At 43.2% G+C, this 15,440-nt stretch carries 15 protein-coding genes and 1 other annotated feature; of the genes, 14 read left to right on the top strand and 1 reads right to left on the bottom strand.

Features of this window, described 5'->3' with window-relative positions:
• Positions 1–14: 14 nt before the first annotated feature.
• Positions 15–1,676 carry an Rqc2 family fibronectin-binding protein gene (locus tag HMPREF9186_RS03030; protein ID WP_009731353.1) on the bottom strand — a complete coding sequence of 554 codons (1,662 nt, stop codon included), beginning with the start codon at positions 1,674–1,676 and terminating at the stop codon, positions 15–17.
• Between the two features lie 150 nt (positions 1,677–1,826).
• Positions 1,827–2,059, top strand: a binding site (T-box leader).
• Positions 2,060–2,188: 129 nt separating this feature from the next.
• Between HMPREF9186_RS03030 and trpX the strand changes: the two genes are divergently transcribed.
• From trpX to HMPREF9186_RS02960, 14 genes are all read left to right on the top strand, one after another.
• Positions 2,189–3,190 (top strand): tryptophan ABC transporter substrate-binding protein, encoded by a 1,002-nt coding sequence (trpX, locus tag HMPREF9186_RS03025; protein ID WP_009731352.1) that lies wholly within the window; start codon positions 2,189–2,191, stop codon positions 3,188–3,190.
• A gap of 78 nt (positions 3,191–3,268) precedes the next feature.
• The gene (locus HMPREF9186_RS03020; protein WP_037614032.1) at positions 3,269–3,688 is read left to right on the top strand and encodes a chromosome partitioning protein ParB; all 420 of its coding nucleotides are present in this window, start codon (positions 3,269–3,271) and stop codon (positions 3,686–3,688) included.
• 313 nt (positions 3,689–4,001) lie between these two features.
• Entirely contained in the window at positions 4,002–5,048 is a 1,047-nt protein-coding gene (gene pheS / locus HMPREF9186_RS03015) for a phenylalanine--tRNA ligase subunit alpha (protein ID WP_009731350.1), read from the top strand.
• Between the two features lie 2 nt (positions 5,049–5,050).
• A complete protein-coding gene (locus HMPREF9186_RS03010; protein WP_009731349.1) occupies positions 5,051–5,566 on the top strand; it encodes a GNAT family N-acetyltransferase in 516 nt (171 codons plus the stop codon).
• 157 nt (positions 5,567–5,723) lie between these two features.
• The gene (gene pheT / locus HMPREF9186_RS03005; protein ID WP_009731348.1) at positions 5,724–8,129 is read left to right on the top strand and encodes a phenylalanine--tRNA ligase subunit beta; all 2,406 of its coding nucleotides are present in this window, start codon (positions 5,724–5,726) and stop codon (positions 8,127–8,129) included.
• 235 nt (positions 8,130–8,364) lie between these two features.
• Complete coding sequence (locus tag HMPREF9186_RS03000) at positions 8,365–8,673, top strand: hypothetical protein (RefSeq protein ID WP_009731347.1); 309 nt, start codon at positions 8,365–8,367, stop codon at positions 8,671–8,673.
• Between the two features lie 13 nt (positions 8,674–8,686).
• Positions 8,687–8,896, top strand: coding sequence for a helix-turn-helix transcriptional regulator (locus HMPREF9186_RS02995; protein ID WP_003002675.1), 210 nt, complete (start codon positions 8,687–8,689; stop codon positions 8,894–8,896).
• A gap of 2 nt (positions 8,897–8,898) precedes the next feature.
• Complete coding sequence (locus HMPREF9186_RS02990; RefSeq protein WP_009731346.1) at positions 8,899–9,684, top strand: DUF3169 family protein; 786 nt, start codon at positions 8,899–8,901, stop codon at positions 9,682–9,684.
• A gap of 11 nt (positions 9,685–9,695) precedes the next feature.
• Positions 9,696–10,589, top strand: a complete 894-nt coding sequence (locus HMPREF9186_RS02985) for an ABC transporter ATP-binding protein (RefSeq protein WP_009731345.1) — start codon at positions 9,696–9,698, stop codon at positions 10,587–10,589.
• On the top strand, positions 10,586–11,800 hold the full coding sequence (locus HMPREF9186_RS02980) for an ABC transporter permease (RefSeq protein WP_009731344.1): 1,215 nt from the start codon (positions 10,586–10,588) through the stop codon (positions 11,798–11,800). Before HMPREF9186_RS02985 ends, HMPREF9186_RS02980 begins: the two co-directional genes overlap by 4 nt.
• Positions 11,801–11,903: 103 nt before the next feature.
• Positions 11,904–12,827 carry an aldo/keto reductase gene (locus tag HMPREF9186_RS02975; RefSeq protein ID WP_009731343.1) on the top strand — a complete coding sequence of 308 codons (924 nt, stop codon included), beginning with the start codon at positions 11,904–11,906 and terminating at the stop codon, positions 12,825–12,827.
• 148 nt (positions 12,828–12,975) lie between these two features.
• A complete protein-coding gene (locus HMPREF9186_RS02970) occupies positions 12,976–13,551 on the top strand; it encodes a TetR/AcrR family transcriptional regulator (protein ID WP_009731342.1) in 576 nt (191 codons plus the stop codon).
• Positions 13,548–14,228: an ABC transporter ATP-binding protein gene (locus HMPREF9186_RS02965; RefSeq protein WP_009731341.1), complete on the top strand. Its 681-nt coding sequence runs from the start codon at positions 13,548–13,550 to the stop codon at positions 14,226–14,228. Before HMPREF9186_RS02970 ends, HMPREF9186_RS02965 begins: the two co-directional genes overlap by 4 nt.
• Positions 14,229–14,231: 3 nt before the next feature.
• Positions 14,232–15,377 (top strand): FtsX-like permease family protein, encoded by a 1,146-nt coding sequence (locus HMPREF9186_RS02960; protein ID WP_009731340.1) that lies wholly within the window; start codon positions 14,232–14,234, stop codon positions 15,375–15,377.
• Positions 15,378–15,440 lie beyond the last annotated feature (63 nt).

The raw sequence follows: 15,440 nt of genomic DNA, 5'->3' as shown, positions 1-15,440 counted from the left end.
TTTTATTTTTGAAATCAATCAGCTAGTTTCATGGCTTTGATTTTTTCTTCTTCTGGAGTAACCCGAAGGGTCTTTTGACCAGTGTAGGTGACAAAGCCAGGTTTTCCACCGGTTGGTTTATTGAGTTTCTTAGCTTCGATCATATCTACTTGGACTAGGTTTGACAGCCGGGCCTTGGAGTAGTAGGCGGCCAATTCTGCAGCGTCGGTCTTCACTTCATCTGTTGGATCGAGATTTCCGGTAATGACCACGTGGCTACCTGGGATATCCTTGGCATGGAACCAGAGCTCGTCTTTTTTAGCGATCTTAAAGGTCAGTTCATCGTTTTGGAGATTGTTGCGCCCGACTAAAATAATGGTTTTCCCGTCAGAAGCTAAATACTTCTCTGGTTTTTTCCGTTTGTGGATCTTTTCTCGGTTACGTCGTTTGATGAAGCCGGTTTGGATCAGCTCTTCTCGGATCTCGGCGACTTCAGAAAGGCTTGCTTGGGCAAGGGCTGTTTCGACTGTTTCCAGGTAGGAGATGGTTTCCTTGGTTTCTTGAATCAGGATGGTTAAATGTTTGACGGCTTCTTTTAATTTCTGGTAACGCTTGAAGTAGCGTTGAGCATTTTGGTTGGGGGTAAGAGCCTTGTTGAGTTGGATGGTGATCGGTTCGTTGGTATAGTAATTGTCTAGGACAACCTGATCTTGGTCGTTGGGTACCTGATGGAGGAAGGTGATCAGTAATTCCCCTTTTTGGCGAAACTCTTCCGCATTGTCGGTCGCTGCTAACTCGGCTTCTTGTTTAGCTAATTTTTTTCGGTTCTTTTCAAGATCGTTTTCGACCCTCCGGATCAATTCGCTGGCCTGTTGTTGCACCCGATCGCGCTCAGCCTTGTCTCGGTAATAATCATCCAGTAGATCTGAAAGTGTCTCAAAGGTCTGACTAGTGGCATCTTCAAAGGGAATAGCCGAGAAGGATTTGGTCGTTAGGCGAGGCTCAGAAGGTGTCTTGAAAAAAGTACGGAAGGTTTTTAATTTTTCATCTGTTTCAAGTCTCTTAGCTAATTCTTGAGCCGTATCTCGGCCAAGCCCTTGGAAACATTTTTGAAGGTTCTTAGGGCTTAGTTCTTCCTTGTGAAGAAGGGCAAAAAGGGCTTCATCTCCAATAGTAAAAGGATTAACCGCATCTGTCTTTGGAGGTGCAATATAGGTTGATCCAGGGAGAATGGTCCGATAGCTATTTTGTGAGAAGCCGACGTGTTTGATGGCTTCGATGATTTTATTGCTGGTGCGATCCAGGAGGATAATATTGCTGTGCTTGCCCATGATTTCGATCATGAGGCTGACGGAAATAGCATCACCGATTTCGTTTTTATTGGAAACACGGATTTCGAGGATCCGGTCGTTGTCCAATTGCTCAATTCCTTCAATGACAGCGCCTTGAAGATACTTGCGCATGACCATAATAAAGGTATTAGGAAAGGCTGGGTTTTCAAAGTTGGTCTGGGTCAGTTGGATTCGCCCGAAGACAGAATGGGCAGAGAGCAAGAGTTTTTGGTTTTTCCGATTGCCTCGGATTTGGAGCACCAATTCTTGCTCGAAGGGTTGGTTAATTTTTTGAATGCGACCACTCAAGAGTTGGGCCTTCAATTCTTGCACCATATGGTGTAAAAAAAATCCATCAAAAGACATGGGATTCCTCATCATTCTAGCTGTTATTCTAGTAAATTATATCAAAAATAGATCGGAAATCCCAGAAAGAAGCAAGAGGATGTAGAATAGAAAATGCGAACGTTTCCAAAAAAATACTGAAAAAGTATTGACATTTTTGAAAGAAAACTTTAAAATGTAAGAAATTAGAAAAGTAGTAAATGAAAGTTTGAAGAGAGCCCACGGTTGCTGAGAGTGGGTAGCGGCAGTTTATGAAATTGGACTAATGATGAGATGAATTTGAAACAATAAAAATTCGGTTGGCACACCTTATCGTGCAACTTGTTGCTAGACAAGACAGAGATATGGGGAGAGACTATCCTTTTCCCATAAGTGAGGTGGCACCGCGATGACACGTCCTCACATAGCTTTTGCTATGTGTGGGCGTGTTTTTTGTTTCAGATGAGAAGGGAGAAAAAGATATGAAGAAACGATGGCGTCTCAGTTTTTAGGTTGAAAGAAAAAAAGAATATAAAAATAGAAGAGGTAGTAAAATGAAAAATAAACGGTTAATGGGAATTATTGGTTTGATTGCAGCGGCAGTCATTGGGACAGCGATCTATTCAGCTACAGCAGGCAAGGACAACAAGGCAGCAAGCAGCAATGAGAAGGCTAAAGTTGGGGTCTTGCAGTTGGTCAGCCACCCTTCACTTGATTTGATCTACAAGGGAATTCAAGATGGTTTGGCTGAAGAAGGTTATGACAAGGACAAAGTGGACATTGATTTCCTCAATGCAGAAGGCGACCAAAACAAGGTTGCAACCATGAGTAAACAATTGGTAGACAAGGATAACCAAGTCTTGATTGGAATCGCAACCCCATCTGCTCAAGGTTTGGCCAGTGCAACTAAAGACAAACCAATTGTCATGGGAGCCATCACCGATCCAGTCGGTGCAAACTTGGTCAAAGATTTGAAAAAACCAGGTGGCAATATCACAGGGGTATCTGACCACAATCCAACTGAGCAACAATTGAAATTGATCAAAGAATTGACTCCGAACGTGAAAACAATCGGTGCCCTTTACTCAACTAGTGAAGACAATTCTAAATCTCAAGTAGAAGAATTTACAAAATTGGCTGAAAAAGAAGGTTTCAAGGTGATTCCTTACTCTGTACCTTCAACAAACGAAGTTGCTTCAACAGTTTCTGTCATGACTGGTAAAGTCGATGCCATCTGGGTTCCAATCGACAATACCATCGCATCAGCCTTCTCAACTGTTGTTGAAGCCAATAAAGATGCTAAAAAACCAATCTTCCCAAGTGCGACAGCCATGGTAGAAGCGGGTGGTCTTGCTTCAGTCGTTGTCGACCAACACGATCTTGGGGTAGCAGCTGGTAAAATGGCTGCCAAGATCTTGAAAGGTCAAAAACCTGCAGACACACCTGTTGAAATCTTTAGCCAAGGAAAATCTGTCATCAATAAAAAAGTCGCAGATGAATTGGGCATTACTATTCCAGAATCTGTCTTGAAAGATGCTGGACAAGTCATTAAATAAAAAGAAAACGAATCACAAGAGTGGCAGGAGAATTTGGCTTTGATAGGTCTTTTAATCGGGACCTTTGAGGGGAAAGAAATGAAAGTCAAGCTAACGGATCTTCATCCGACCCAACTATACTTATCAGAAAAGAAGTTGCAAGCTATCCAGATGCTTGATCAGTCGGCAGAAATCATCAATATGGATCCAATTAGTATTCTTGCATTTGGAAATCGCTTCTTGATTACAGACGGCCATCACAGGGCTTATCAGGCTTTATTGGCAGGTCGGGATACGATTTCTGCTGAGTTTGATAAAGATGGTGGTGATGAAATTTATCATCTCTATGCGCAAGCTTGCGAGGAAAGAAAGATAACCTCTATTCTGGATTTAAAACATCATATCTTACCTCAAGATGAGTATGCAGCAAAATGGTATAACTGGTGTGATGGTTTTAACCAAGCAGCATCTCTTCTATTGAAAAGGAAAGCAGATGAAGCAGACCAGGCAAATAGATAATGCACTGCGTCTTGTTTCTTTGTCTATTGAAATTAGTCTCATCTAACTTGTTTTTTAACTAAAAATCTGATAAACTAGAACGTAATTGAATAGAAATCTGCAAGACTAGTACCTCAAGGGAAGTGCAACAGGGAGAAGAGCCGTGACTGAAAGCTCTTTGCATGAAAGCTGAGTGAATTCACTTGCGCAAGGATTTAGAAATTAAGGTCTGAGTTTCAGATAAAAGACGGATGGTACCGCGTGTCAACGCTCCGAATATGGGTGTGGCGCGTGGTTTTTTCTATGTCTGAGTGAAGACCATGATGGAGGAAATATGTCAACGATTGAAGAACAATTAAAAGCGCTTCGGGAAGAAACGCTGGCAGCTTTGAAGCAGATCTCTGCTGAAAATAAAAAAGAGATGCAAGAGTTACGCGTCTCTGTCCTTGGGAAAAAAGGTTCCCTTACTGAAATCCTTAAAGGGATGAAAGATGTCTCTGCTGAAATGCGTCCGGTTATCGGAAAGCACGTCAATGAAGCCCGTGATGTCTTGACGGCTGCCTTTGAAGAAACCGCTAAACTCTTGGAAGAAAAGAAAGTGGAAGCTCAACTGGCTAGTGAAAGTATCGATGTGACGCTTCCGGGACGTCCAGTTGCGACTGGTCACCGCCATGTCTTGACCCAAACCAGTGAAGAAATCGAAGATATCTTTATCGGGATGGGCTACCAAGTCGTAGATGGCTTTGAAGTTGAAAAAGACTACTACAACTTTGAACGCATGAACTTGCCAAAGGATCACCCAGCTCGTGATATGCAGGATACCTTCTACATCACAGAAGAAATCTTGCTTCGGACCCACACGTCTCCAGTTCAAGCGCGGGCGATGGATGCGCATGACTTTAGCAAGGGACCTTTGAAGATGATTTCTCCAGGGCGTGTTTTCCGTCGGGATACAGATGATGCGACCCACAGCCACCAGTTCCATCAGATCGAAGGTTTGGTCGTTGGGAAGAATATTTCTATGGCAGATCTTCAAGGAACGCTTCAGTTGATCGTGCAAAAGATGTTTGGTGCAGAACGCCAAATCCGTCTGCGTCCTTCTTACTTCCCATTTACAGAGCCATCTGTTGAGGTCGATGTATCTTGCTTCAAATGTGGTGGAGCGGGATGTAATGTATGTAAGAAGACAGGTTGGATTGAAATCATGGGAGCTGGTATGGTTCACCCACGCGTCCTTGAAATGAGTGGCATTGATGCAACCGTCTATTCAGGATTTGCCTTTGGACTTGGGCAGGAGCGTGTAGCCATGCTTCGTTATGGAATCAATGATATCCGTGGCTTCTATCAAGGAGATGTTCGCTTCTCAGAACAGTTTAAATAATCATGTTAGTTAGAGTAAAAATCGATCACTTACAGACCTTACGTGACCTAGAGGTAGAAACCTATCGGGATACCTTCGGTCCCTATATTGTTGAGGAAGATTTGGAAGAGTACTTCTCTACCGTGCTCTCTTTGGAGCAAATCGAGAAGGATCTGCTAGATCCAGAATCCGAAACCTATTTTGTCCTCAATGAAGGTCAAGAAATCAGTGGTTTTCTTAAGATCAACTGGGGTCAAGCGCAGACCGAGCCAGTAGAGATGGACAAGTCCTTTGAGATTCAACGGATCTATGTCAAAAAGGAATTTCATGGGGCTGGTTTCGGTAAGGAAATGTTTACCTTTGCGCTGGATAAAGCCAAGAGCCGTGGCTTTGAATGGGCATGGCTAGGTGTCTGGGAGCGTAATTTTAAGGCGCAAGATTTTTACTACCGCTTTGGTTTTGAACGATTTAGTGAACACCAGTATATAACCGGAGATACCGTGGATACAGACTGGTTGTTGAGAAAGAAATTGATCTAGAAGGAACAAGAAACTTCTATTCTAGAGAAGGGGAGGTTACTAGACCTACCTAAGCCAGCCTCGAGCTGGAAAACACAAAATGAAAGGATCTAAACTAGGGCCAAAGGAAATCTAGGAAAGTCATCTAGATTTCTACATAGCCCTTGGTATCTTACATATGTTAGTTAGTTATAAATGGTTAAAAGAATTGGTGGACATTGATGTACCATCACAAGAGTTGGCTGAAAAAATGTCAACCACAGGGATCGAAGTAGAAGGTGTGGAATCACCTGCTGCTGGTCTCTCAAAAATTGTCGTCGGAGAAGTCTTGTCTTGTGAAGATGTGCCAGAGACACACCTTCATGTCTGCCAAGTCAATGTGGGTGAAGAAGAAGCCCGTCAAATCGTCTGTGGAGCACCAAATGTGCGTGCAGGCATCAAGGTCATGGTGGCTCTTCCAGGTGCACGCATCGCAGATAACTACAAGATTAAAAAAGGGAAAATCCGTGGTTTGGAATCCCTCGGGATGATCTGTTCACTTGGTGAGTTGGGCATTTCTGACTCCGTTGTACCCAAAGAATTTGCAGATGGCATCCAAATCTTGCCGGAAGAAGCTGTTCCAGGAGAAGAAATCTTCTCCTACCTAGACTTGGATGATGAAATCATCGAGCTTTCGATCACTCCAAACCGTGCAGATGCCCTTTCGATGCGTGGGGTAGCACATGAAGTAGCAGCCATCTATGACAAGGCAGTCAACTTCAAAGACTTTACCTTGACCGAAACAGACCAAGCTGCAGCAGATGCTCTTTCTGTCAGCATCGATACAGACAAGGCTCCTTACTATGCAGCTCGTGTCTTGGATAATGTGACCATTGCACCAAGTCCACAATGGTTGCAAAACCTCCTCATGAACGAAGGCATCCGTCCGATTAATAATGTGGTTGACGTGACCAACTATATCCTGCTTTACTTTGGTCAGCCTATGCATGCCTTTGACTTGGATACCTTTGAAGGAACTGATACCCGTGTGCGTGAAGCGCGTGCTGGTGAGAAATTAGTGACCTTGGATGGGGAAGAGCGTGAGTTGGAAACAACTGATTTAGTTATTACTGTTGCTGACAAACCAGTAGCCCTTGCAGGTGTCATGGGTGGAGAGGCTACAGAAATCTCTGAAAACTCTAGTCGAGTCGTCCTTGAAGCGGCTGTCTTCAATGGTAAATCAATCCGCAAGACTAGTGGTCGCCTCAACCTTCGTTCTGAATCATCTTCTCGCTTTGAAAAAGGCATCAATGTGGCAACCGTTAATGAAGCCCTTGATGCAGCAGCGAGCATGATTGCTGAATTGGCTGGTGCAAACGTGCGTAAGGGGATTGTTTCAGCAGGTGAATTGGATACTTCTGATGTAGAAGTTTCTTCTACTCTTGCAGACGTTAACCGTGTCCTTGGTACTGAGCTTTCCTACGCGGATGTAGAGGATGTCTTCCGTCGTCTAGGATTTGGCCTTTCTGGAAATGCAGAAGCCTTCACAGTTAGCGTTCCACGTCGCCGTTGGGATATCACCATCGAAGCGGACCTCTTTGAAGAAATCGCTCGGATTTATGGTTACGATCGCTTGCCAACCAGTCTTCCAAAAGATGATGGGACAGCCGGTGAATTAACAGCGACACAAAAATTGCGTCGTCAAGTTCGTACCATTGCAGAAGGTGCTGGATTGACAGAAATCATCACCTACGCTCTTACGACTCCTGAAAAAGCAGTGGAGTTCACGACTGCACCAAGTAACTTAACGGAGCTCATGTGGCCAATGACCGTGGATCGTTCAGTCCTCCGTCAAAATATGGTTTCTGGTATCCTTGATACAGTTGCCTACAACGTAGCGCGTAAGAACAAAGACTTGGCTCTTTACGAGATTGGAAAAGTCTTCGAGCAAACGGGTAATCCAAAAGAAGACTTGCCAAATGAAATCAACAGCTTTGCCTTTGCATTGACTGGTTTAGTCGCTGAAAAAGACTTCCAGACTCCAGCTGTTCCAGTTGACTTCTTCTATGCTAAGGGAATTTTGGAAGCTCTATTTGCTCGCTTGGGTCTTGAAGTGACCTATACAGCAACGCAAGAGATCAAGAGTCTTCACCCAGGACGCACAGCCTTGATCTCACTTGGTGATCAAGTAGTCGGTTTCCTCGGTCAAGTGCACCCTGTGACGGCTAAGGCTTACGATATTCCAGAAACTTATGTAGCTGAGATCAACCTTTCAGCTATTGAAGAAGCCCTTCAACCAGCAGCAGCCTTTGTGGAAATTACTAAGTTCCCAGCGGTGAGCCGTGATATCGCTCTTCTCCTCAAGGCAGAAGTGACTCACCAAGAGGTTATTGATGCCATTCAAGCTGCGGGCGTGAAACGTTTGACAGACATTAAACTCTTTGACGTCTTCTCCGGTGAAAAACTAGGAGTTGGAATGAAGTCCATGGCCTATAGCTTGACCTTCCAAAATCCAGAAGATAGCTTGACAGACGAAGAAGTTGCTCGCTATATGGAAAAAATTCAAGCATCACTCGAAGAAAAAGTCGACGCAGAAGTGCGCTAAATCGTTAAAAGATGAAACAGTTGAGAATTTCTCAGCTGTTTTTTTCTTCCAGGATTTGCAAGTTATAGGCTTTAAAACCCTATAAAAATAAAGAAATTCCTTTAAGTACTCAAAATATACATGTCAACCATCCTTCTATTTTTGACAAATATTTTTATTTTTTTGTAAAATATACTTGTCAAAAAGAAAAAGAAGTGTTACAATGATTTCAGTTGAAAGAAGAGGAGGTTTTCTTATGGGAGCCGTGTGGATTATTTTTATCCCTTTTCTGCTTATATTTTATGCAAGCTCAGAAAAGAAGATAAAAAGGTTGAACAAACGCATCAGACGATTAGAAAAACAAGTGAAAGGAAATCAAGACATGTCTAGACTTTTAGAAGAATTGAAAGGCCAAACGGCCACTGTTTTAGTGAGTGGTGTTGGATTCGAGTATGAAATTTTGGATATCGACGAAGATTGGGTCAAATTGAGCCGTGAGAATAATAAAAAAGAAAAGGAAACCAAATTAGTCCGCATCGAAGATATTCAAGGTATTCAACTATAAGGGGGCGAAAGCCATGATTTTAAAAAATCGACTGAAAGAGCTGAGGGCGCGTGATGGGCTCAACCAATCCGAGCTAGCCAAGCTAGCAGGAGTCTCGCGCCAGTCCATCAGTCTCTTGGAGCGGGGGGAATACACCCCCTCGGTTATCATTGCGATCACCATCGCCCAAATTTTCAAGGAACCGGTGGAGAATGTCTTTAGTCTAGTAGAGGGAGAGGAATAAAAATGAAAAAGCAACAACAAGAACGATCTGATCGTTACCGTTTTTGGAGAAATGTCGGAATCATCATAGGTTCCGGCTTGATTGGAGGAGTCATTGGTTTTTTGACAGGCATGTTTGGATCCGAAAAGCCCCTTGAAATCCAATCCTTCTTTAGTAAAGAGGTGCTCCTTTTGGGCTCAGTAGTTTTATTCTTGGTCGTGTTTATGATCACGATGGTCCTATTGATGCGGGTAAGTAAACTTCATTACAAGATTCTCCAAATAGAAGACGAGGATGAAGCCTATCACTATGATATCCAGAAGGAAAAACTGTATGGGTTAGCGACCATCTTTAAAGGAATCATGATCTTACCATACTTTTTTATTATCATCTTTTATATTCAATTGGTGAATTTGGATAAACCTGCGGCTTTTATCTTTGGACCTTTTACCATGCTCTATCTTTTTCTTGCCTTGATTGTCCTATTTTTCCTAGTGGGTATCTTCTATCGTAAGACCTTTAACTTGGTTTATGGGAAACCGATTCCCCGCAATGCCGATGCCAAGGAAATGCGTGAATTTATGATGAGTATGATGGATGAGGCAGAAAAACAGATAAACTACGAGGAAAATTTCGAAGTGGTGGTTAAGTTAAGCAATTATATCTTGCCGAGCTTTCTCCTTGCTCTCCTCCTCATTGGAGTTGCCTTCAAAACGGATATCCTCTTAGCTTTGTTCGTCGTATCCATTCTCTATATTTATATCCTTATTTCACAATACAAAATTACCAAACGTTATTATAAAGAGTAAAGGAGTCATCCATGTTAGAAATTAGAAATTTAGAAAAAAGCTTTGGCAAGAAGCAGGTCTTGTTCGGCATTGACTTGACTGCGAAAAAAGGATCCATCTTAGGTTTGATCGGGAAGAACGGAGCAGGGAAGACCACCATCTTCCATAGTATCCTCCGCTTCCTTGACTACAGTGGCGATATCCAATTGGATGGCAAAGCAATCAGTCAAGAAACCTATAAGGAAATTGGTTACCTGCCAGAAGAGCGGAGCCTCATGCCTAAGTTGACCATCTATGAGCAAGTCCGTTATTTGGCTGCTTTGAAAGGAATGAGCACCGCAGAGGTCAAGGAGAAACTTCCAATCTGGATGGAAAAACTCCAAGTAAAAGGGAAATTAACCGATAAGATCAAGAGCCTCTCAAAAGGGAATCAACAAAAGGTTCAATTGATTATTACCATGATCCATGAGCCAAAATTGATCATCTTGGATGAGCCTTTTAGTGGACTGGATCCTGTCAATACAGAAGTGCTCAAGCAGGTCATCTTTGAAGAAAAAGAACGCGGTGCGACTATTATCTTCTCGGACCATGTCATGACCAATGTGGAAGAACTCTGTGATGAGTTAGTTATGATCCGTGATGGATCTGTGATTCTCTCAGGTCCCGTACAAGAAGTTCGGAATAGCTTTGGCAAGACTCGTCTCTTCGTATCCAATGACTTCAGTCAAGAGGAGTTGGAAGCCTTGCCTCATGTGACTAAAGTGACTATGACCAAGCAAGGTCTATGGAAGTTGGTATTGGATGATGAGACAGCAGGTCCAGACCTCTTCGACCAGTTGACCAAGGGTCGCTATCTAGCAACCTTTGACCAACAAGCCCCAACCATTGATGAAATCTTTAAATTAGAATCAGGAGTAGAAGTATGAAACAGATGCTGATTGTTATCAAAGAAACTTATTTACGCCAAGTGAAATCATGGAGCTTTTTCCTGATGGTCCTTTCTCCCTTTCTCTTCATTGGATTGACCATCGGAATAAACTACTTCGTTGGCTCTTCTACCTCTGCTAAAAGCAACATCGCCTTGATTACAGATCAAGCTCCTGTCAAGGAAGGCTTGAAAGACACCGATGGCTTGACCTTTGACTATAAGGATGAAGCAGCAGCTAAAAAGGCCATGAAAGAGGAAGAGATTAAAGGTATCCTCACAGTTGAAGAAAAGGATGGCCAGCTAGAGGCTCGCTACCAGAGTGAGGATGCCATGAAGCCAGATTTCAAATCAATCGTCATGGCAAAATTGAGTCAGGTCCAACAAATGCTCAATGTTTCTAAGGCGGATTTAAGCCAAGAGCAGTTAGCAGCCCTTTCTCAACAGGTCTCATTTACTGAAAAAATTGATGAGAAAAAAGAAGGATTGAAAATGGTGCAGACCATGGTAGCTGGAGGAATTGGTTTTCTTATCTACATGATTCTGATCTTTTATTCAAGTATCACTGCTCAAGAGGTAGCTAGTGAAAAAGGAACCAAGATCATGGAAGTGGTCTTCTCAAGCATTCGCGCTACTCACTATTTCTATGCTCGTATGATTGGTCTTTTCGGAGTGATTTTTACCCATATTGGTATCTATGCAGTAGGTTTGGGAGGCGTTTGGATCTTTAGAGATTCCATTCCTCTTGTGAAAGATATTTTATCTCCAGACTCTCCTATTACTCAACATATTGGACAATCTATTTCCTTGAATACCTTCTTCTTTATCATTCTCGGAATCTTCATGTACGTTGTACTCTCAGCTTTCCTAGGGTCAACAGTTGCTCGTCCTGAAGATACAGGGAAGGCCCTCTCTCCTTTGATGATGTTGGTGATGGTTGGATTCTTTGGAGTGACTACCTTGGGTAGCGCAGGAGATGTCCCACTATTGAAGATTGGATCTTACGTCCCATTCATTTCAACCTTCTTCATGCCATTCCGTACCATCAATGGCTATGCAAGTGGACTTGAATCATGGGGTTCATTCGGAATTGCCTTGGCCTTCACGCTCCTCGGCACCATGATCATTGGAAAAATCTATTCTAGCCTAATCTTACAAACGGATGACCTAGGCTTGGTCAAAACAGTTAAAAAAGCCTTGAGCTATCGCTAAAAGAGACACCTTCAGTAGATACTGGAGGTGTTTTCCTTTGTGAAATCATTGCTGTTTGATCTTCTTTACATTATAATGAAAGTAGAATGAAAAGGAGGCGGACATGAACTATATTGAGTTTGCTGAAAATGAGCGTCTGTCCACGATTGTCCTTGGGATGATGCGGATCAGTCAGATGAGTGAAGATGAGGTGGAGGCCTTGGTGGAAGCAGCCTTGTCGATTGGAATTAACACCTTTGACCTAGCGGATATCTATGGCGATGGCCAGTGTGAGGTCCTGCTGGGGAAGGTTCTCAAGCGTCGTCCGGATCTACGGAACCAGATGTGGATCCAGTCCAAGTGTGGGATTCGCAAAGATGGCTTTACCTATTTTGATTTTTCTAAGGACTATATTTCGGACTCTGTCGACGGTATCCTCGAGCGTCTGCAGATCGAGCGCTTAGATAGTCTCCTCCTTCACCGACCGGATGCCCTCATGGAGCCGGAAGAAGTGGCGGAAGCTTTTGATCACTTGGAGCAAGCGGGAAAGGTCCGTCATTTTGGGGTGTCCAATCAAAATCCTATGATGATGGAATTGCTCAAAACAGCTGTCAAACAACCACTCAAGGTCAACCAGTTGCAGTTGAGTGCCGCCTTTACGCCTAGCTTTGAAGCCGGTTTTCATGTCAACATGGAAGGGCCAAAAGCAGCCGTGCGAGATGGCAGTGTCTTTGAGTATTGTCGTTTAACTGATACGGTGATTCAAGCCTGGTCTGTCCTCCAGCATGGCTATTTCAAGGGGAATTTTGTGGGCAAGGAAGAGTTTGCGGCCCTCAATCACGTCCTCAATGACTTGGCGAAAAAATACCAAGTCACTCCGACAGCCATTGCCCTTGCTTGGGTCCTCCGCTATCCGGGTAAGATGCAGGCTGTCATCGGAACGACCAAACCCCAGCATATCCTTGAAGCGGGGAAAGCAGCAACAGTCACTCTAACGCGCAAGGAATGGTACCAAATCTACTTGGCGGCGGGAAATGATTTGCCTTAGAATCTTGTTAGTAGACCAGACTTCACTTGTATCAGTGGGCTGGTCTTTTGTTTTATACTTTACGAATTTTTCTTGACAAGTCTTACTTTGTTATGGTATTCTTTATGCAACAAGTGTTGCGCAACGTTTGTTGCGTGAAAGGAGTCTTATGCCACCCAAGGTTAAATTTAGTAAAGAGGCTATCATTGGGACAGCTTTACAATTGGTGAGAGAAGAGGGCCTGGCTAGTTTGACGGCTCGAGCATTAGCAGAGAAACTGGGAGCCACGCCAAGGGTCATTTTTGGGCAATTTGCTAATATGGCTGAGTTACAAGCAGAGGTTATTGTTGCTGCGGAAATGGTAGTGGTGGGGTATATTCGCAAGGCCTTAGAAGATGAGAAACCTTTTCGATCTGTCGGGGTTGCTTATATCCTCTTCGCCTCAAAAGAGCCCCAACTCTTTCAATTGCTTTTCCAAAATCCTAGCAAAGATCCGATTCGTCGCTTTCAAGATTTTCTTCCCATGAAGGATCATAGTTACCAATTAGTTCTGGATTCGATTGTCGCAGACTATCCTTTGACGTTAGAGGAGGCTAGTCGCCTGTACCAGCATTTATTTATCTACTCACACGGAATGGCCTCTATGGTTGCTTCTGGTATTTATCAGTTCAGCATGGAAGAAGTGATTGGTTTATTGACAGAAGTTTGTCAATCTCTCATCAAAGAAATGGTAGGAAAGAAATGATTCAACTAGAAAATGTTCACAAAAGTTACGGTCAAACCAAGGTTTTAAAAGGGATTGATTTGCAGATTCAAGACCAGGATGATGTGGTTATCCTAGGTCCTTCTGGATCAGGAAAGTCAACCCTCTTAAACGTATTATCCGGATTAGAAAAGGTAGATGAGGGGCATATTCTCATTCAAGGACAGGATTTGTCTCAACTCACTGATGCTCAATTGACAGCCTTTAGACGTGAGAAGATAGCCTTTATTTTTCAGCAGTATTATTTATTACCGAATCTGACGGTTAGACAGAATGTAAAGATGGGAGCTGACCTGGCAAGCAATCATGATTTTTTGCAGATTATCGAGGATTTGGGGCTTGGTGATAAGCTGGACAAGTATCCAAGTGAATTGTCTGGTGGGGAACAGCAGAGAGTCTCCATTGCCCGTGCCTTGGCCAAAAAGCCAGAGATTCTTTTCTTAGATGAGCCGACGGGGGCCCTGGATGAAGAAACAGGGCGCAAAATTCTCGACTATATCTGGAAGTTGAAGGAAAAGCTAGGCTTTACCTTAATCATGGTGACGCACAACCAAAATATTGCGGATATGGCCAGAACCATCATTCGCGTCAATAGTGGCAAGATTACCCAAGTTGTGACCAACGATCAGCCTCAGAATGCCTATGAGATTGGATGGTAAGCCATGTTTTCAGTAAAAGATATTCGAAAATTAGTTGTCGTCAGTATCATCGGAGCTTGTGCGGTCTTTGTGGCCAATCTCTTCTTGAATTTTTATCTGGATATCGAGCAGTTGGAGATTTCTAAAACCAATCCCATGATTACGACCTACTATGATGCCCAGGTTTCGCTTTCCTGGATGGTGGCCATGGTCAGTGGGGTCGTCTTGTCCTTGACGTCGATCCTTCTCATGTGTTTTTATATCAAACAATTTGTCGATGACCACAAGGAACAATTAGGGATTTTAAAGGCTTTGGGCTATAGCAATGGCCAGTTGGCGAAACGATTTTGGGCTTTTGGACTCAGTTTTGGAGTTGGAGCACTTCTTGGCTATTTCGCTTCTTTTCTAATGATGGGGCATTTTTATGACTTTCGCAATGAGAAGGGGATTTTGCCAGACATTACCATTCATTTTCATTGGCAACTCTTAGTTGCTTTAGTGATGCTACCAACGACTTTCTTTATGGTCCTTGCGATTGCTTATGCTAGAAGACAACTACAAACGCCGGCCCTTCGCTTATTGAAAAAATCTCCAACACCAATCAAGGCCCAAAGGAGAAAGAGGGTTTCCAAGAAAGACAAATCTTTCCTAAAAGAACTGTCCTCATCACTGATTTGGGGGAGAAAATCGATCCTGTTTTTTGTGGTTTTTGGCTCCATGTGTTTCGCGGCCATGGTTCAATTGTCTTTTGGGCTAAGGGACTACACAGATGACATCATCCAAACGATGATGATTATGATTGGTTTGATCCTTTCTTTCTCGATCCTCTTTTTGTCATTGGGAATTGTGGTCTCAGAAAGTCGCGAAACCTTGGCCCTTATGAAGGCTTTTGGCTACACCGATCGTGAATGCCAAAGTCATATTCTCGCTCCTTATCGTTTCTGGGCTTATCTAGGATTTGCCCTTGGGACAGCTTATCAATATGGCATCATGGAAATCTTGATTGGTGTGATCAAAGACACGGTACCTGAAAAGATTGAGCATCACTTTGATGGGAATGTGTGCTTCTGGACCTTGCTCGGTTTTGCTGTGGTTTACGAAAGCCTCTTTTATCTATCCAACAGAAAACTCCAAAAACAAACCATCAAAGAAGTGCTCTTAGCAGAATGATCAGAAAAGGTTGGGTTTCCCAGCCTTTTTCTTGTGCAAGTCATTGACAAGGGAGGGCTTTTC

This window comes from Streptococcus sp. F0442, from assembly GCF_000314795.2.
Taxonomy (GTDB): Bacteria; Bacillota; Bacilli; order Lactobacillales; family Streptococcaceae; genus Streptococcus.
Note: the sequence above shows the minus strand (reverse complement) of the source record. Positions and strands in the feature narration are given on the sequence as shown.